The organism is Streptomyces sp. NPDC005808 (assembly GCF_042871385.1).
Taxonomy (GTDB): Bacteria; Actinomycetota; Actinomycetes; order Streptomycetales; family Streptomycetaceae; genus Streptomyces.
The window spans coordinates 569,940-588,454 of the sequence record NZ_JBIAIK010000003.1 but is presented as its reverse complement, the minus strand read 5'-3'; the positions used below and the strand labels follow the sequence as shown (position 1 = coordinate 588,454).

Annotated in this window: 15 protein-coding genes; 6 read left to right on the top strand and 9 right to left on the bottom strand. The window is 71.5% G+C overall.

Going from position 1 to position 18,515, the window contains the following annotated elements; all coding sequences use genetic code 11:
- Positions 1-70: 70 nt before the first annotated feature.
- The 6 genes from ACFYPC_RS09860 (at position 71) to ACFYPC_RS09835 (ending at position 6,724) form a co-directional block, all read left to right on the top strand.
- Positions 71-922, top strand: coding sequence for a hypothetical protein (locus ACFYPC_RS09860; RefSeq protein WP_388673195.1), 852 nt, complete (start codon positions 71-73; stop codon positions 920-922).
- 508 nt (positions 923-1,430) lie between these two features.
- On the top strand, positions 1,431-2,366 hold the full coding sequence (locus ACFYPC_RS09855; RefSeq protein ID WP_388673193.1) for a fumarylacetoacetate hydrolase family protein: 936 nt from the start codon (positions 1,431-1,433) through the stop codon (positions 2,364-2,366).
- Between the two features lie 89 nt (positions 2,367-2,455).
- Positions 2,456-3,040 (top strand): NADPH-dependent FMN reductase, encoded by a 585-nt coding sequence (locus tag ACFYPC_RS09850; RefSeq protein ID WP_388673191.1) that lies wholly within the window; start codon positions 2,456-2,458, stop codon positions 3,038-3,040.
- Entirely contained in the window at positions 3,037-4,632 is a 1,596-nt protein-coding gene (locus ACFYPC_RS09845; protein WP_388673189.1) for an MDR family MFS transporter, read from the top strand. The genes ACFYPC_RS09850 and ACFYPC_RS09845 overlap by 4 nt, the downstream gene beginning before the upstream one ends.
- Positions 4,629-5,060: a heme-binding protein gene (locus tag ACFYPC_RS09840; RefSeq protein WP_388673187.1), complete on the top strand. Its 432-nt coding sequence runs from the start codon at positions 4,629-4,631 to the stop codon at positions 5,058-5,060. Before ACFYPC_RS09845 ends, ACFYPC_RS09840 begins: the two co-directional genes overlap by 4 nt.
- 167 nt (positions 5,061-5,227) lie before the next feature.
- Entirely contained in the window at positions 5,228-6,724 is a 1,497-nt protein-coding gene (locus ACFYPC_RS09835; protein WP_388673185.1) for an MFS transporter, read from the top strand.
- Positions 6,725-6,791: 67 nt separating this feature from the next.
- Here ACFYPC_RS09835 and ACFYPC_RS09830 read toward each other — a convergent pair whose 3' ends face one another.
- The 9 genes from ACFYPC_RS09830 to ACFYPC_RS09790 all read right to left on the bottom strand — a co-directional run bounded on the left by ACFYPC_RS09830 (position 6,792) and on the right by ACFYPC_RS09790 (position 18,117).
- Positions 6,792-7,553: an endo alpha-1,4 polygalactosaminidase gene (locus ACFYPC_RS09830; protein ID WP_388673414.1), complete on the bottom strand. Its 762-nt coding sequence runs from the start codon at positions 7,551-7,553 to the stop codon at positions 6,792-6,794.
- A gap of 41 nt (positions 7,554-7,594) precedes the next feature.
- A complete protein-coding gene (locus ACFYPC_RS09825) occupies positions 7,595-8,290 on the bottom strand; it encodes a spherulation-specific family 4 protein (RefSeq protein WP_388673183.1) in 696 nt (231 codons plus the stop codon).
- Entirely contained in the window at positions 8,287-9,201 is a 915-nt protein-coding gene (locus tag ACFYPC_RS09820) for an NAD-dependent epimerase/dehydratase family protein (RefSeq protein ID WP_388673181.1), read from the bottom strand. The genes ACFYPC_RS09825 and ACFYPC_RS09820 overlap by 4 nt, the downstream gene beginning before the upstream one ends.
- Before the next feature lie 9 nt (positions 9,202-9,210).
- Positions 9,211-9,924, bottom strand: coding sequence for an NDP-sugar synthase (locus ACFYPC_RS09815; RefSeq protein ID WP_388673179.1), 714 nt, complete (start codon positions 9,922-9,924; stop codon positions 9,211-9,213).
- A gap of 108 nt (positions 9,925-10,032) precedes the next feature.
- Positions 10,033-11,046, bottom strand: a complete 1,014-nt coding sequence (locus ACFYPC_RS09810; protein ID WP_388673177.1) for an SDR family NAD(P)-dependent oxidoreductase — start codon at positions 11,044-11,046, stop codon at positions 10,033-10,035.
- Between the two features lie 89 nt (positions 11,047-11,135).
- Positions 11,136-12,608: a hypothetical protein gene (locus ACFYPC_RS09805; RefSeq protein WP_388673175.1), complete on the bottom strand. Its 1,473-nt coding sequence runs from the start codon at positions 12,606-12,608 to the stop codon at positions 11,136-11,138.
- Positions 12,605-14,203 carry a GT4 family glycosyltransferase PelF gene (gene pelF, locus ACFYPC_RS09800; RefSeq protein WP_388673173.1) on the bottom strand — a complete coding sequence of 533 codons (1,599 nt, stop codon included), beginning with the start codon at positions 14,201-14,203 and terminating at the stop codon, positions 12,605-12,607. Before pelF ends, ACFYPC_RS09805 begins: the two co-directional genes overlap by 4 nt.
- Before the next feature lie 95 nt (positions 14,204-14,298).
- Positions 14,299-16,311 carry a hypothetical protein gene (locus ACFYPC_RS09795; protein WP_388673171.1) on the bottom strand — a complete coding sequence of 671 codons (2,013 nt, stop codon included), beginning with the start codon at positions 16,309-16,311 and terminating at the stop codon, positions 14,299-14,301.
- A 783-nt stretch (positions 16,312-17,094) separates the two neighbouring features.
- On the bottom strand, positions 17,095-18,117 hold the full coding sequence (locus ACFYPC_RS09790; protein WP_388673169.1) for a LacI family DNA-binding transcriptional regulator: 1,023 nt from the start codon (positions 18,115-18,117) through the stop codon (positions 17,095-17,097).
- Positions 18,118-18,515 lie beyond the last annotated feature (398 nt).

The following is an 18,515-nucleotide window of genomic DNA, read 5'->3' as shown; positions in this document are numbered from 1 at the left end:
GCCGGCCGGACCGGGCCACCGGACGCGCCGGCCCCGCAGGGGCATGCACCCGAACCTACGGAGGACCGCGATGAAGATCGCTCCGTTCGACGAGAACGCGTTCAAGATGGACCATCCCAGGGGGACGGTCTCGTTCAACTATCTGCTCATGGGCGACCGGAGCAAGCCCATGGAGAACTACCGCTACATCCTGGGCCGCCAGGAAGCCGACTTCCGTATGCCCCGGCACTGCCACACCTTCGAGCAGATCCGGCTGCCGCTGGTGGGTGACATGAACCTGGGCGAGCAGGGGATCCTGCACGAGGGCGAGGTCGGCTACTTCCCCGAGGGGCAGACCTACGGCCCGCAGGACGACCCGCTGACCGACCCCAAGCAGCTGCAGCTCGTGCTGCAGTTCGGCGGCGCTTCCGCACTCGGTATGAGCGCCGGCCGTGGCCGTGGCCCCGACAACAAGGAGGCGCAGGCCGAGCGCCGCCCTCGGCGGGAGCACAAGTTCCCCAAGCCGCGTTACAACGGCGTGGTGATCAGCAACCCGGACCACCTCAACTGGCTGCCGGTGACCGGCTGGTCGGGTGTCAAGCGCAAGCCGATCGGTACCTACACCGAGCGCGAGTTCTGGATCGAGTTCATCAAGATCGAGGCCGGCGCCGAGTGGGTCTCCACCAGCGAGGACGCCCGCCGTCTGACGGTGGTCCTGTCCGGCGCGGGCACGGTCGAGGACACCGAGGTCGGCAAGCTCGGCGCGGTGGAGGCCGACCCCGGGGAGAAGGTCCGCTACGCGGCCACCGAGGAGCTGGTCCTGTTCACCGTGGGCCTGCCGCCGATCCAGCAGCCGGTCGAGCCCGACGACGACAAGTTCGTCACCGTCGTCACCGACGGCGGCATCAACTTCGAGAACGCGAAGGACGCCGCCGGCGGCTGAGCGCGGGCGCGGGCGCCGGGCCGACGTGGGCAGAGCGAGACGGCTCACGCCGACACCGGCCGACGCTCTTGCCCTGGCCCTTGCCGCGGGCCGAGAGGGACCGGCGACGGCAACGGACATGCACGCCGATCCGGGTGTACGCCGACACCGGCCCAGCTCGCGCCGGGCCCACAGGGGCGGGACATGGCCGTACGCGTGGGGACGTACCCGTGCACGCGTACGGGCTGATCACCGCCGTACATCCCCGACCACAGGGCACGGCCGGCCGGACACCTACGCCGCCCCGCCCGCGACCCCGGGCCCACCGGCCGACGGCACCCCGGACCGGTCGGCCCCAGAACAGGCGGGACTCGGGGTGGCCCCCTCCCCGAGCCCCGCCGCCGGATCACCCCCGTCCCCGCGGTCTCCCGGTCCAGCCGTCCGAGTCACCCCGACCCGGACGGATCACCCCGGTGGGCCCCTCCCCGCAAGCCGGAGGGCCCATCCACCCGCACCCACGGAGAGCCCCATGAAAATCGCCACCCGGCGGACCCCCTTCGGCGACCGGCTCTGCTTCGCCGAAGTCATTCCGCACCACCTCATCGACATCCAGGCCGCGTTCGTGCGACGGCTGGAGAGCCTGGGCGTCCACCGGGACGACGCGGTGGCCCGCTCCCGCCTCGACGTGCCCGGTGACCTGCCCTCGCTCCTCCAGGTGGATCCCGAACTCACCGCCGTCCGGGCGGCGTTCGACTGGGCCGTCGACAACGCCGACACCGGCGAATTGCACGAGGACTGCCTCTGGTCCGACAAGCCGGAACGGCTCGGCCCGGCGGTCGGCCGGCCGCGGACCATCTGGTGCATGCTCGCCAACTACCCCCGTTCGCCCGGCACTTCCGCACCTCCGCAGCCCCGGCGAGGTCTCCAGGGCCATCTGAAGCCCACCGGTGCCCTCGCGGGCCCGAACGACGCGCTCCGGTATCCGGCGATCAGCGAGAAGGTCGACCCGGAGATGGAGCTGGCGGCGGTCATCGGCCCTCGCTCACGGTTCCTCACACCGGAGAAGGCGCTGCGGGCGGTGGCCGGTTACGTCGCCTTCTGCGACACCGGCTCGCGGGACGTCTCCGAGCTGGACAACAACCGCATGGACCGTGCCAAGGGCTTCGACACGTACGGCATCACCGGCCCCTGGTTCGTCACCGCCGACGAGATCCCCGACCCGCACCGGCTGCGCATCCGCTCCTGGGTCAACGGCGAACTGCGCCAGGACGGCAGCACCGCCGACATGTTCCACACCCTCCCCGAGCAACTGGCCTGGCTCACCGAGGCGCTCACCCTGGCGCCCGGCGACGTGCTGTCGACCGGAACACCCCTCGGCCACGGCAACGTGCTGCCGGGCGACGTGGTCCGCGGCGAGGTCGAAGGACTCGGAGTCATCGAGAACAAAGTCGTCCTCGACGACTGAGCCACAGAGGCCGCAGAGCCCACAGCCCACAGCCCACATAGCCGCTGAGCCGCTGAGCCACAGAGCCGCTGAGCAACCGGAGGTCAGTCATGTCCGCGCCCCACCTGCAGGTCATCGTCGGCAGCACCCGCCCGGGCCGGCGCGGCCACGCCGTCGGCACCTGGTTCCACAACCTCGCGGTACGGCACGAGGGCTTCGACGTCGAGTTCGTCGACCTCGCCGAGGTCGGCCTGCCCCTCCTCGACGAGCCGCGTCCCCCACAGCGCGGCCAGTACGACCACGACCACACCCGGCGCTGGAGCGAGACCGTGCGCGCCGCCGACGCCTATGTCTTCGTCGTCCCCGAGTACAACCACAGCTACAACGCGGCGACCAAGAACGCCCTGGACTTCCTGGCGAAGGAGTGGGCCGGCAAACCGGCCGCCTTCGTCGCCTACGGCGGTGTCTCCGCCGGCGCCAGAGCCGTGACCGCGCTGATCCCGGTCGTGTCCGCACTGAAGATGGTGCCGCTCTCGCACTCCGTGCACATTCCGTCCATCCGGACGGCGGTGACCCCCGGCGGTACCTTCGAGTCCTCCGCCGGCCTTGACGCGGACGCGTCGGGGATGCTGGACGAACTGCTCCGGCTGACCGCCGCGCTCTCCGCGCTCCGGCTCGGCGACCCGGTCGGGTGAGCGGGGGCCCGGTCGCGAAGTCCGCGGGTGGCGAGCCCGGCGGGCGGCGCGGCACCCGGATCGTCATCAGCCAGAAGGTGGCCGTAGGCGTTGTCTACGTGGCGGGGCTCTTCCTGAGCACGCTGGACATGACCATCGTCAACGTCGCGCTGCCGTCGATCGGCCGTGCCTTCTCGGTGCCGTCCACCGGCGTCGACGCGGTCTCCATCTCCTACCTGGTGAGCCTGGCCGTCTTCGTCCCGGCCTCCGGCTGGCTCGGCGACCGCTTCGGCGGCAAGCGCACCCTGCTGACCGCCGTGGCTGTCTTCACCACCGGATCGGCGCTGTGCGGCATGGCGACGAGCCTGGGTGAGCTGGTCGCGTTCCGGGTCCTGCAGGGCGCGGGCGGCGGCATGCTCGCCTCGGTCGGCATGGCGATGCTGCTGCGCGCCTTCGCCCCCGGGGAACGGGTGCGGGCCTCGGCGATCCTGAGCATCGCCAACGGCCTCGCCCCCACCCTCGGCCCGGTGATCGGCGGTCTGCTGGTCACCTCGGTGTCCTGGCGGGCGATCTTCTACGTCAATGTGCCCGTCGGCGTCTTCGCGACCGTGTTCGGCCTGCTGTACCTGCGCAACGAGCCCGCGCGGCCCGCCGAACGCTTCGACCTCGCCGGGTTCCTGCTCGCGGCGACCGGCCTGGGCCTGCTGATGTACGGCGTCTCGGAGGGACCCGAACGGGGCTGGACCACCGCCCCCATCGCCGCCTGCCTGGCCTGCGGCACCGTCCTGGTCGCCGCCCTGATCGTCGTCGAGCTCCGCAAGGAGTTCCCGATGATGGACGTACGCCTGCTGACGAACCGTCTGTTCGCCTCCGGCACCGCGGTCATGACCGTGCAGTCGGTGGCCTTCCTCGGCACCCTTTTCACCCTCACGCTCTACCTCCAGGACGAGCGGGGAATGACTCCGCTGGCCGCGGGACTGACCATCTTCTGCGAGGCGCTGGGCGTGGTCATCGGCTCGCAGCTCGCCAGCCGGTTCCTCTACCGCAGGCTCCGCCCACGGCGGCACCTGATGCTCGGTTCGGCGGGGACGAGTGCGGCCATCGCGCTGATGAGCCTGTGGCACGAGGACACCGGCCTGTGGTGGGTCCGGCTGCTGCTCTTCTGCATGGGTCTCGCCGTCGGCCAGGTGTTCGTGGGCACCCAGTCCGCGTCCTTCGCCACGGTCACCTCGTCCTCGTCCGGCCGGGCCTCGACCCTGTTCAACGTCGGCCGCAGGCTCGGCGGCGCGACCGGCGTGGCGGTGGCCACCACCGTCCTCGTGTCGGCCACGGGCGGCGCTTCCGGCGCCGGGGGCGCCCCGGCCATGTCCGGCTACCGGGCCGCCTTCCTCACCGCCGCGACGCTCAATCTGCTCGGCCTGTACGCGGCCACGCGGGTCAGCGACGCGGACGCGGCGAGCACGATCCCCGCCCCCCGCACCGGCCGGTGCAAGCATCTGCTCCGCCGCAGAGGGAGAACCCTGCCCTCACCCGACCCATTGACCGCACTCCGGAAAACGCCCGACACCCAGAACAGCAAGAAAGCAAAGAAAGCAGAGGAGCCACAGACATGACCGGTCTGAGCCTGACCCAGGCGTCCGAGATCGTCGACGCCGCGCTGGACCACGCCCGCGAGCTGGGACTGCGACCTTTGACGATCACCGTGCTCGACCCGGGCGGCCACCCCCAGGTGGTCAAACGGGAGGACGGCGCGGGCATCCTGCGCCCGCAGATCGCACACGCCAAGGCATGGGGCTGCCTCGGCACCGGATCGGGCGGCGCGGCCGGGGCGCGGCACGCCACCCGTGACCCCGCCTTCTTCGCCGCTCTGGCCGCCATCTCCGAGGGCCGCGTCGCCTCTTCCCGGGGCGGTGTGCTCGTCCGCGACAAGGACGGCGAGCTGCTCGGTGCGGTGGGCGTCAGCGGAGAGCGGCCCGAGAACGACGAGATCGTCGCCGTCTTCGGGGTGGAGAAGGCGGGGCTGGTGGCAGACGTGGGCTGACCCGGTCCAGACGGCCGTGACCCGCTTCCGGGACGGAGCGGGTCACGGCATCACCACCGGATACGGATGTACTCCCACGTCGGAGCCGCATTCCCGGCGGGGCGCCGCCGCGCCCCCCACGGCATCGAACTCCTCTGCAGATAGCCGATGGGAACCTGAGGTGCACCATGGCAAAGACGCCTGAAGACCTCGCAACAACCGCTGTACCCACACCGCCCTACCTGACCTCGAAGCGGCGCACGCAGGCCCTGTTCATCTGCATAGCGGCCGCGTTCCTGACCCTCCTCGACGTGAGCATCGTGACCGTCGCGCTGCCCTCGATGGAGGAGCACCTGCATCTGACGCCCGCCGACGTCACCTGGTCGCTCGCCGGATACACCCTGACCTTCGGCCTGACGCTCGTCCCGGCCGGCCGGCTCGGGGACGAGTTCGGCCGCCGGAAGATCTTCGTCGTCGGAATGGTGCTGTTCGTCCTCACCGGCGTGCTGTGCGGATTCGCACCCGACGCCGTGTGGCTGGACGCGGCACGGCTCGCCAGGGGGGTCGCCGCCGGCCTCGTCGCCCCCCAGGTCGTCGGCATGCTGCACCAGATGTACCCGGCGCGCGAAAGGGGCCGGGCCTTCGGCTACTACGGCGCGACGGTGAGCCTGTCGACCGCGATCGGCCCCCTCCTCGGCGGCGTCATCCTGCACTTCGCCGGTACGGGCGAAGGCTGGCGCTGGATCTTCCTGGCGTTCATCCCGGTGGACGTCGTCGTCCTCTTCCTCGCCGTGCGCCTGCTGCCGGAGGGCCGACGCGTCGAGGCGCGCCGCACCCTCGACCTGGTCGGTGTGCTGCTGCTCGGCCTCGCCGTCACGGCCGTGATGCTGCCGCTGCTGCAGAGCGGGGGCTGGAGCGGCCGCCGGTGGTGGCTCGCGTGGACAGGGCTCGCACTGCTGGCCGTCTTCGTCCTGCACGAGCGCACCGTGGCGCGGCAGGGCCGGCAGCCACTCGTCGACCTGAACCTGTTCCGTGAGCGCCACTACTGGGTGGGCACGCTCGTCGCGGCCTCCCTGTACGGCGGGTTCACGGGCATCTTCCTGGTGCTCACCCAGTTCCTCCAGCAAGGCCTGGGGTACACGGCGCTGCACGCGGCGCTGTCCATCGTGGCATTCACCGTCGGTTCAGCGGTCTGCGGCGTCATCAGCGGCCGTATCGTGCACCGCGTCGGCCCTCCGCTGGTGATCGTCGGCACCGCCGTGACCGCCCTGGGGCTGGCCGGCACGGCCCTGGTCGTCGACACCTCCTCGGGCGCTCCCATGCCGCTGCTGCTCGCGGGGCCGCTGCTGGTGGCGGGCTGCGGCGCGGGCCTCGTCATCGCGGCCAACCAGACGCTCGCCCTGCACCTCGTACCGCGCAAGGAGGGCAGCACCGCGGCCGGGATCTACCAGACCGGCATGAAGATCGGCACCTCGCTCGGCACGGCGCTGGCGACCTCGCTGTACTTCAGTGAGATCACCTCCACGCGCGGCGACTTCGCGGCCGCCGCCCGGGCCGGTCTTTTCGGCGGCGCCGCCCTCGCCGCCGTCGCCTTCATCGTGGCCCTGCCAGGACTCACGCTCGGCAGGCGCCGGAACACACCGGCCGCCCTGGGTCAGGAAGAGCCGAAGATGGTGGCCAGGTGAGGTGATCCGCGCAGGGGCGGCCGAAGGATCCTCGGCGGCCGCCCCCGTGTGGTGCCCGTCGTCCGCCTCAGCACGCCTGCCGCCACGCGTCCAGGGAGAGCCGCTTCAGCATCGAGTCGAGGCCCAGCCGGTCGGCGGTGGGACAGAACTTCCCGGTGGGTACGTCGTACTCCACATGGAAGACGGCCTTGCGTGCCTTGACGAACGGTGTCAGTGACGCGCATTCGCTGAATTCCGCGCACTCCTCGTTCACCGCGAAGTCGAAGTCGTCGACCAGCTGCGGGATCTGCTCCAGGTCGTTCTTCAGTCCGACGGCCAGGCCCCGGTCGTGGGCCAGATCCGCGATCATGCGGTTGTACGCGAGCTGGTGCGCCGCGGTCAGCGGGAAGCCGGTCTCGTTGGTGTAGCCGTCGAGGAGGTCGGGCTCGACGGCGTCGAACCCCTTCGAGCGGCACATGTCCATGCGCTTGGCCATGATGGGGCGCAGCACGTCGAGTTGGCGGATGTCGAGCCACCGCTCGCCCTCCCACCCGTTGCCCTTGCCGAGCACGGCGGCGGGGAAGGCCTTCTGGTCGGGGCGGTAGTCCTCCCAGGAACCGGCGTTGATGTAGCAGATCACCTTGCGTCCGTCCGCGTGCAGGGACTTGACCACGGCCGCGCTGTTCTCGAAGCCGTCGATGTCGTACACCGGGACCTCGACGGAGGTGTCGACCGGGCCGCTGAGCTGCCACTGCCAGGCGGTGCCGGGGCGCGGCTGCCAACGGCGGGGAGCGTCGGGGGTGTCGGGGGTGTCGGGGGAGCAGCCCGCAAGGAGCAGGGCAAGCAGCATGAGGGCGAGGGCGGTTGCGGGTCCCGGCCGTGCCGCGAGTCTCAAGACGCCTCCCTCTCCACGGCCGGCGGCAGACCGCTCCACGGGTTCGCGCCGCTGCCGGGGACGGCGCAGTGCACGGCCGCTCCACGCATCCGGGCGGTGCGCGCCGCGAGAGTGCAGAGCTCGTCCGGGACGCCGTGCACGAGGTGGCAGAACCGGTCGGGCGGATGGGCACCGGTCCAGGCGGGCACGGTGAAGTCGGAGTGGCGGTACGTCTTCCAGGTGCCCTCGAAGGTGACCAGCAGGTCGGCGAACTCGGCGTAGCCCGGGACCGGATGGACGCCCGGGTTGAGGACGACGGTGCCGGCCCCACAGAGACGGGCCGCCCTCGTCAGCCGACGGTAGTGGCGCAGATCCTCGGCGCCGGAGGCCGTACGGTCCAGGAAGGCGCCGTCGGTGTCGTACCAGCGGCGGTGCCTGCGCAGGTCGCCGACGACCGCGCGGACCGGCCGCTCGCCGTAGGCCGTGTCGACGTACCCGAGCAACCGCACGCCCGCTTCCCGCAGTTGGGCGGCGGCCGTGACGAAGGCCGGGTCGGGTGTGTCGCCGGGTCCGTCGGCGACGTTGAGGACGACGCCGTACAGCTGTGGTCCGGCGCGGATCAGGGCGCGCCAGGCGGCCGGGTCCACGGCCGGGTGCACATAGAGCGGGACGAGCAGCCGGCCGCGGCCCGGGTCCGTCGCCGCGTCGCTCACGCCGGGACCTTCGTGTGGCCGGCCCACAGGGCGGCGAGCGAGTCGGCCAGCGTCAGTTCGGGCCGCCAGCCGAGGGCGTCCGCGGCGGCACTCACGTCGGCCCGCTGCCAGGACACGGCGGACGAGCGCTGCGAGCCGGCGCCGCGTTCCTCGATCGGTCCCCGGTATCCGGCGACCCGCGCCAGTTCCTCGGCGAGGTCCCGGGCGCGGGTGGCCGTGCCGCCGGCGATGTTCAGGACGGCCGGCAGGGGGCCGGGGGTGGTCGCCGCGAGGACGGCGGCCCGAGCCACGTCCCGTGCGTCCACGAAGTCGCGGTAGGCCGAGAGGTCTCCGACGGTGACCGTGCCGTCGGGCAACGCGCGCCGCAGCTCGTCGGCGAGCCGTCCGGGCAGGCTGGCGGCGGGTGAGCCGGGGCCGAGCGGGTTGAACACCCGCAGGACGACGGTGTCCAGGCCGGTCCGGCCTGCCTCGGTCACCGCGTACGACCCGGCCAGCTTGGTCGCCCCGTAGGTGCCCTGCGGGCTGACCGGAGAGCTCTCGGTGAGGATCTGCCCGGCGGGGGTCGGCCCGTACTCGGCGGCCGACCCCAGGTGGACAAGCCGGGCACCCGGCGCCGCCTCGCGCAGCGCCTCGCACAGTACGGCGGGTCCGCGGGCGTTGGTCTCGGCCATGCGTACGGGGTCGCCGCTGACGGCGCCCGCGCAGTTGACGACCGCGTCGGGTGCGAGGGCCCGCAGGGACCGGGCGAGTCCGGCGACGGAGATGGCGGCGAGGTCGACGAGGAGGTTCAGGGGCAGACCGGGGTCCACCGAGCGGCCGCCGCCGAGCACCCGCACACCCGGGAGGGTGCGCAGCTGCCCGGCGATGTGGCCGCCCAGGAATCCGGTGGAGCCCAGGACGAGGATGCGCATGATGCCGGGTCACACTCCCTTGAGGAGGGCGGGGCGGCGTGTGGTGAACTCCGCGTTGGCCCGGTCGTAGTCGTCCGGGCGCCCTATGTCGAGCCAGTAGCCGTCGAAATCGTAGGCGGCGGGCGGGGTTTCGGCCTTGAGCAGGTCCAGGACCAGTTCGTCGAAGCCGAGGGGCAGACCGGGTGTGTAGCCGTTGAGGGTGGAGCGGGAGAGTCCGTAGACGCCCATGGAGACCCGGTAGTCCATGCTCGGCTTCTCGGCGAAGCCGACGACCTTGCCGGCTTCGGTGGTGAGCACGCCGAAGTCGATGGCGACCTTACGCGCGTAGGTGGCGATGGTCAGCGGCGAGTCGGATTCCTCGTGACTGCGCAGTACGGCGCCGAAGTCGAGGTCGGTCAGGATGTCGCCGTTCATGACGAGGAAGTGCTCGGGCAGCCGGTCGAGCATGGTCAGCAGCGGTCCCATGGTGCCCAGCGGGCTGTCCTCGGTGGCGTAGCCGACGCGCAGGCCCCACTGGGAGCCGTTGCCGACATAGGCGCGGATGATGTGGCCGAGGTGCCCGATGGCGATGGTGCAGGTGGTGAATCCGGCACCGGCGAGCTGCCGCATCACGATCTCCAGGATCGCGTGCTGGTCGCCGATGGGGACGAGCGGCTTGGGCAGGGCGGTCGTGTAGGGCCGCAACCGCACGCCTTTGCCTCCGGCCAGGATGACTGCATGCATCGTGGGGTTTCCTTCCGACTGTCGTCAGGTGTCGCCGATTCGGTGTCGCCGATTTCCTGGGTTCAGGGACTCGGTAGGTCTTGGAGCCAGGGACAGGTCAGGGAGCCGTCAGATGTTGTAGACGGACGTCTTGTAGCGGGCGAGGTTCGCCGGGTCGCGGAAGAAGTCGATGGTCGCCTCCAGCCCCTCTTCGAGGCTGTGGGCGGGCTCCCAGCCGGTGGCGGCGCGCAGCCGTGACGCGTCGCAGACCAGCCGCATCACCTCCGATCCGGCCGGTCGGATGCGCTGCGGGTCCTCGCGGACCTCGAGGTCGGCGGCCATCAGCTTGCCGATGAGGGTGACCAGGTCGCCGACCGAGATCTCGCCGCCGGTACCGGCGTTGAAGGTGCGTCCGACGACGGCCTCGGCGGGCGCGGTGCCCACCGCGAGGAAGGCGCGCGCGGTGTCCTTGGCGAAGGTGAAGTCGCGGGTGGGCCGCAGATCGCCGAGGGTGATGGTCCGTTCTCCGGCGGCGACCTGCCCGATGACGGTCGGGATCACCGCCCGCATGGACTGGCGCGGCCCGAAGGTGTTGAACGGCCGCAGGGTGACCACCTGGGTGCCGAAGCTCGCGTGGTAGCTGTCGGCCAGCCGGTCGCCGCCCGCCTTGGAAGCGGCGTACGGGGACTGGGTGTTGATGGGGTGGTCCTCGGTGATCGGCACCGTCTGGGCGGTGCCGTACGTCTCGCTGGTGGAGGTGTGCACCAGGCGCGGGATGTCGAGCCTGCGGACCGTCTCCAGGACGTTGAGGGTGCCGGTGACGTTGGTGTCCACGTAGCTGTGCGGAGCCTGGTAGGAGTACGGGATCGCGATCAGCGCGGCCAGGTGGTAGACGGCCTCCGTGCCGGCCAGCAGCCGGTCCACCGAGCCGGGGTCGCGTACGTCGCCGAGGACGACCTCGACACTGTCCATCACGTCCTGCGGCAGGGTCTCCAGCCAGCCGTAGGAGGAGAAGGAGTTGTACTGGGCCATCGCGCGCACCCGGTGCCCGGCGGCGACGAGCGCCTCCACCAGGTGCGAGCCGATGAATCCCTCTGCTCCGGTGACGGCTACGGGTCCGGGTCCGGGGACGGATTCGGTCACGGGTCTGTCTCCTCTGTTGTCAGGGGTCATGCGGGTGACGGAGGTGCTGAGGTGCTGAGGTGCTGAGGTGCTGAGGTGCTGAGGTGCTGTCAACGGTGGGCCGTGGCACGGCCCAGCAGGGCGTACGAGACGATCACCAGCGCTGCGGCGGCGCAGCCGCAGACGAGCGGGCGGACGGCGGCGGGGCCAAGGGCCGCGCCTGCGGCGGCGGCCAGACAGACGGCGGCGGGTGGCCAGGCCGTGCCGAAGGCCTGGAGCAGCAGGGCGGTCCATAGGACGGCTCCCAGCGCCAGCAGTGGTCCGGGCGAGTCCCCGCGGATCAGGGCGGGCGTGGCCAGCAGTGCCAGGTATCCGGCGAGGCAGAGCAACAGCGCTCGCCCGGCGCGGAGTTGGAAGCCCCTGGGTGTGGTGCTGTGCCGCAGTGCGGCGAGGCCCAGGCTCCGGTAGCGGTAGAGCAGCCATTCGGCGACGCCCATGCTCAGGGTGAGTACGACCACGGCGGCCCCGTCGGCCGACGCGGCCATCAGCGTCAGCGACCCCGCCGCGAGGCCGAACAGCCCGTACGGGAGGGAGGCGGCGAGCGGTGGCCCGGTGCCGGGCCCTGACGTGCTCTCCGTACCCAGCGACCTGACGATCTCGCGGGCCGCCAGCAGCACCGCCGCCGCGACGGTGGCAAGGAGCAGCCCGGTGACGGCCTGCGGGCCGGGATGCCACAGGAGCAGGGAGGCCGCTCCGGCGACCGTCGGGGTGAGCGCGAGCAGCAGATCCCGTTCGCGGCCCAGCACCAGGAGCACTGTGCCCGCCGCGAGGTAGAGCGCCTGCCCGGCGGCGAACGCGGCCATGGTGCCAGGACCCGACAGCAGCAGCCCGGCCGACATCGCGCCCAGTGCCCCGGCCGGGGCACCGACGCGCAGGGTGCGCGCGGCGGCGCGACGGCCGCCCGACGCGAGCCGTACGTAGGAACGGTGGGCCAGGCCCTGGTTCCACGCCCAGGCGACCAGCGCCGAGGCGGCCAGTCCGGCGATCGCGCCCGTACCGCTCGCGAGGAGCCCGGCGCCCAGCACGTATGCCAGCCCGGGGAGTCCGAAGACCGCCCCGCGCAGTACGCACCGCCAGGGGCTGGTGCGCCAGGGGTCGGGCGGCGGTTCCGGGTCGGGGAAGCGGCGCGGTACCCGCTCGTACAGCTCCTCGGCGACCTCGAAGAGGTCCCGTCGTCCGTAGCGGCCGGTGATCTGTTCCTGCGTCAGCCCGTCCGACTCCAGTACGGCGGCGATCTCGTCGGGGTGGACGGCCGCGCCGCACACGTCCGCCAGCCGTTCGGCGAGTTCGTCGAACGGATCCTCGGCCCAGGACGGCCGACGGCGACGGACCGGACGTGGGCCGAGAGCGGGCAGCGCGTCGGTGCCACGGGACCCGCCCCAGTCTGCCCGGCCCGCGCTACCGGCCGAACCGCCTTGCCCGGCAGTCGTGTTGCCCGGCCACCCCGCCGGGAACCGCCGCAGCTCGGCGCGCTCCTGATCGATGCCACCGTCCCCCGGCAGCAGACGCAACGGCCCGCTCACCCCACCTCACCCGCCTGCCGTACGCCGCCGTGCCCCGCGAACTCCTTCTGCAACTCGCGTCCACCGACGGACGCCCGGGCGAACTCGTCGGCGTACTCCTCGGCGTACCGCTCGTGACCGGTGGCGGCGCCGGTGGCGAGTTCGCCGTAGATCCCGCGGAAGGTGTCGATGGTCTGGCGGAGGGTGAACTGCTCGATCACCCTCAGTCGTGCGGCCTCGCCCATCCGGGCGCGCCGTGCCGGGTCGCGCAGCAGTTCCAGTGCCGCGCGGGCCATCTCCCGCGGCTCACGGGGCGGTACGACGAGGCCGGTGTCGCCGACCGCCTCGTGCACCCCGCCCACGTCGGTGGAGACGGTGGCCCGGCCGCAGGACATGGCCTCGATGAGGGTGAAGGGGAAGCCCTCGCTGATGCTGGACAGCATCACGACGTTGCCCGCCGCGTACGCGTCGCGGATGTCCTCCACCCGGCCCTCGAAGACCACCGCGTCGCCTGCCCCCAACTCCGCGGCGAGGGCCTGGCAACGCTCCCGGTAGGCCTCTCCGCCGCGCGGTGTGCCACCGAACAGCCGCAGCCGCGCCTGCGGCAACTCCTCGCGTACGAGGACGAAGCCGCGGATCAGCGTCTCCAGGTCCTTGATCGGGTCGACGCGTCCCGCCCAGGTGAGGGTGGGCAGTTCGGGTTCAGGACCGGCGGGCGGGAAGGCGCCGGGGTCGACTCCGTTGTAGACGGTGCGTATGCGGTCGGGCGCCGTGCCGCCGTGCTCCTCCCAGCGCCGGTTGTAGCGGTTGCCGGGGGTGACGAGCGCGGCGCGGGCGTAGGTCTCCCGGGCCAGCAGCCGGAAGAAGCCGAGCAGCAGCGACTTCACGGGCCAGCGATAACCGCCGGTGCGGTAGCCGAGGTAGCGCTCGCGGAGGTAGACGCCGTGCTCGGTCAACAGCAGTGGTGTTCCGTGCAGTTGATGGGCCATCAGCCCGGGCAGTGCGGCAAGGCCTCCGCTGACGGCGTGCGCGACGCCGCCCTCGGGCGGCGTGACCGCGAGCGGCCGCAGCGCGTGCTCCAGGAGTTCGGTGGCGGTGAGCGCGTCGTGCAGGGTGGGCCGGGCCGCGGCCACGGGTATGTGCGGCCGGTTCCACACCGCGGTCAGGGTGCGCAGCGCTTCCTCGGTGCGCATGGCCGCCGACAGCTCTCCCTCGCGGGCCCGGGCGGCGAGGGCGTACAGGCCGTCGGCGAAGTCCGTTCCGGCGGTCGGCGAGCCGGGCTCGAGGAGCGAGAGCAGGAACCGCTCGTACGTGCCGAGGAAGCGGCGCAGCCGCCGGCCCCGGGGCGCGCGTCCGTCCGGAACGGGTCCCCACAGCGGGACGGAGACCAGTCCGCCGACGTTCGGGGGCAGTTCCCAGGCGGGCGGCTCCTGGCCGGTCCCGGTGATCGCGACGACCTGGAAGTCGACCTCGGGCATCCCCCGTACCAACTGGTCGCACCACACGCTCACCCCGCCGTGCTGGTGCGGGTACGTCCCTTCGGTGAGCAGTGTCACCGCCGTCCGGTCGCCCGTGCCCTGCGGTGGCACGGCGTGCAGGATCTCTCGCGTGGACATGCGTCTCATTCCCCCCAAGGAACGGTTGGTTCAGGCCGCGGCCGTGGTCAAGGGCGCGGTCGGGCCCCGGCGGCCGATGCCGCCGGGGCGCGCGGCTAACCGGCCGCTGCTGCCGCCGGCTCCAGCGAGCCGCTGTCGGTCCATCCCGACCGCACTCCGGCGTACGGGCTGCCGAAGCCGTCCGTGCCGGCGGGCAGGGTCACCGGGGCCTGCACCCCGCTGGGCGCGCTGATGGTGACGGTGTTTCCGATCCGGTAGGCGGTGACCTGTCCGCCGTCGACGGCGGCGTCCCAGGCCGCCCGGTGCGCCAGTTCGGCGCTGGTCTCGCTCAACCCCTGGTTGACCAGCGGGGTGTTGTCGGCGAAGAGGGCCGCATAGTCGCTCAGCACCTTGTCCAGGACCGGGTAGGCGATCCGCTCCTCGGCCAGGTTCGACTGGTGGATGTAGTGCGGGCGCGGGTTGTTCGACAGCGCGTGGCCGAGCGCGATCCGGCTCTCGGTCGGTACGAGGTACGAGGTGTAGCCGGTCGCGGTGTCCAGCGGGGCGTCCAGGCAGGTGGTCGTCGTGGAGTTGTCGCAGATGCCGCTGCCGCCGTCGGCGGCGCTGGTGTAGATCCAGTTGTACTCGTCGACCTGCTCAGCCTGCTTGGCCACGTTGTAGAAGATGTTCATCGGGAAGCGCGGCACCGTCAGCGCGGCGCCGACCTGCCGCTGCTGCGGGTCACGTGAGTTGTCGCTGCCCAGTACGCTCACGCCGGTCGCGGCGAGCGCGGGCGCCAGGTTGGGGTTGTCGTCGGGCTGCTGCGGAAGCACCCTCATGCCCGAGTGCTCACCGGTGACGAGCTCCGTGTTGTCGAGGTCGAGGCCCTTCGCGGTGGCCCAGGTCCGGTTGTCCGCGATCTGCGCGGTGATCTCGGCCTGGCTGACCCACTGCACGTTCCCTGCGGTGTCGGTGGAGCACACCCAGGGCACCACGGTCACGTTCTGCACGCAGCCCAGGAACGGGTGGTCGTAGGTGTGGTTAACCCACCGGAAGGAGTCCTTGTCCGCGACCAGTTGATCGGTCAGCGCGTCCGACCCGCCGTTCTCCTCCTTGTAGGTCTCGCTGCCCGCGCCGTTGAACATGAAGTCGAGCGTCAGACCGTGCTCCTGCGACCACTGCTTCGCGTACTGGGCGTCCGCGACCGTCATCCGGATCGGGTCCGCCGTGCCCTGGCCCTCGGGGCAGTCCACGTCTCCGGGGGTGCAGTTCAGCACGGTGTCCCACCGGTCGTCCGCGCCGAAGACGTCATCCACGTGCACCGCGAAGTAGTTCCGGTCGGCGCCGAGATGGACACCCTGCGTCATCCACTCCACGATTCCGCGCGCGAGCAGCCGGTACTGCTGCTGGGCCTGGTTGTAGACAAACGTCACCACCAGTTCCCGGCGCCCGTCGTGCGCGTACTCACCGATGAGCGAGCCGTTCACCGCGGTGCCGGGAATGGGCGCCTCCACGTAACTCGTGAACGTGGCTCCCTCCGCCTGCTGGGCGAGCGGCACGGCCAGGTATCCGTAACTCTCGGACACATCGGCCGCGTTGTCCTCGAACGGAACCGGACCCTCGAGATACCCGAAGGGCCCCGCGAGACCGGCGGCGGTCACCTGCGCCGTCACGCCGTCCAGCGACCCCATGTACCCGGGGTCCTGGGCCCAGTTCAGCCCGACGGCCGGCTGGGCGTACGTGTAGGCGTCGACCTGGCGGATTCCGTACGTCTGCTCGTACGACGCCAGCGCCGCCATCTCCGTCGAGCCCGCCCCGAAGGGATTGTCGTTGGGCAGCACCACGGCCTGGTACTTCGCCCTCGGCCGCCCGTCGACGGTGTCACTCAGGAACGCCGCGTCGATCTGCGGTCTACCCGCGTCACTCAAATCGACTTCGGTGTACGGCGTCCCGGCTCCGTCGAGCTCCGCCGCGACGGCCGCCGTGGCCTCACCGCCGTCGTCGACCACCAGCACTCTGAGGTCGATTCTCGGTTCCGTGTCGGCGGCTCTGGCCCCGGCCACCGGCGCCAGAAACGTGAGCAGCAGCGACGCCGCGCAGACCGCGGCCCTCCGCGAAAAACCCTGCATGATGTGCCCCCCATGGGCTGCGGCATGAATTGCCGCATGACGAAGAACCGAGCCAGGACAGCGAAAAACCTTCTTGCGTGCCTACGCCGAGACGAACGAAAAACCTTGGCCTCGAGCAGCCCCCGGCCCGTGCCGCACACATCCTCCGACGCCATGAGGAGGTTTCGTGGGCAATTCGAAAAAGTTTCTCAGCCACCCTGCGCTTGTTTACCTTGTGTATATAAATGTTCACTCCATGCACAGGCGACTCCCCTCGAACTCCCAGGAACCGGCGGGAGCGGGTCGGCTGTAGGCGACCGACAGGGAACACCGGTCCCCGGCTGGGCCAGGATGATCTTCGGCCAATCCGTCCCCTGCGCGGGCCGTTCCGGGAAGGCCCTCGGCCACTCCGGGAAGGCGCTCCCTCTCCCTTCCCGCCTGCGGAAACAGGGGGAACACCGGTGACAGAGAGGACATCCGCCGGACCCCCTGGAATGCGCCACCCGGGTAACTGCTGGGAGCAGTCCTGGTCGGCACCGCACTGCGGATGGCATGACTGAGCCGATCAGCGCTCCGGTCAGAGGCAGTGGTCGGGGAACCGCCCGGCAGCGTTGTCCGCGCCGGCTCCGGTGGCCCTGGGTGAGGGGAACCCGCGCCGGGAGGCGCGGGGAGCCTCCCGACGGCCGGTCCAACTGGCCGAGTCCAGTGGGTTCCCGCACTACTGGATGACTGAACACCACCCCATACAGGGCATTTTCCTCTCCGGCCGGGAGAGGCCCCACCTGGGACCGAGGGACGGAGCGGTCAGCGCCCCGCCGGTTCCTTCGTCGACGCGCGGACGACGAGGGAGACCGGCAGGAGCACCGAGCGCGCCGGTCGGGGCGGCCCGTCGAGCGCCTCCAGCAGCATCCGGGCCGCTTCGACGCCGATCTGGTGGTGCGGGACGGCGACCGTGGTCAGCGGGGGGCGCAGTTTGTCGAGGAAGGGCATGTCGTTGAACCCGACGATGCTGATGTCGTCCGGGCAGGTGATACCGCGCTCGCCACAGACGTCGTAGGCACCGAGGGCGATCAGGTCGTTGCCCGCTATCACGGCGGTGAACTCCGTCCCGACGTCGAGGACTTCACGCAGCGCGCGGGCTCCGTCGGCCTCGGCCCAGAAGTCGCAGTGCACGACGAGCGCGGGGTCCTCGTCGAGGCCGAACTCCCGTACAGCGTTGCGGAAGGCTCTGGCGCGGGTGAGCCCGGTGGAGGTGGCGCGGGGTCCCGCGAGGTGAAGGACCCTGCGGTGGCCGAGCCGGGCGAGATGGTCGACGGCGAGCGCGATCCCGGTCGCGTCGTCCGGGGTGACGGCGGGCACGTCGAGGTGCTCGGTGCGGCGGTTGACCAGCACCATCCGCACGCCCTGCTCGTGCAGTTCGGCGAGCAGGGGGTGGTCCAGTCGTGCGGTGGCCACGATGAGCCCCTCGACCTGGCGAGACCGGAGGGACTCGATCTGGGCCTTCTCGCGCGCCGGATCGTTGTCGGTGTTGACGATGAGTCCGCTGTACCCGGCGGGGCCGAGGATGTCGTCGATGCCCCGGACGATCGGGGGGAACAGAGGGTTGGTCAGATCGGGCAGCACCACGCCGATGCTGAGCGACTTCGCGGTCTTCAGGCTGCGGGCGATCGGGTTCGGCGTGTAGCCGAGGGACTTGGCGGCGCGGCTGACGCGTCGGGCGGTGTCGGCATTGACCAGCGACCGGGTGCTGGGGTTGAGAGCCCTGGACGCCGTGGCGACATGGACGCCCGCGGCCTGGGCCACGTCCCGGAGCGTTGTCTTCTGCACAGGGGAATCCTAGGGGTCTTCAGTGCAGACGCGCAGTGGCGGTTGCAGGGGGACGGGCGCGCAGGGGCGTCGGGTCAGGGCGCGGAAGCAGATCAGTCCGGCGGCGGGGGGAGAGGGGCTCCCGCCCGTCCACGGTCGCCGGAAGCAGACGGCGGCGTCGCGGCCCGGCCCAGGTACGGATCGCCGCCCGCTGGACGGCCCCCTCGGTCCGGGCGACCGGGACACCCGCCGGGGAGTGCAGGACGGAGAACTCTCCCGTCGACCGGGATGGTGGTCATGACTGCCTCCCAGGTCTCTCGGACGCGATACGAAGGCGAGTCTATCCGAGAAGTGCAGTCGATTGCAGTGATGGATCCGAACTCGGTACGGCCCCGGCCATTCCGCTTGATCCACCCTTC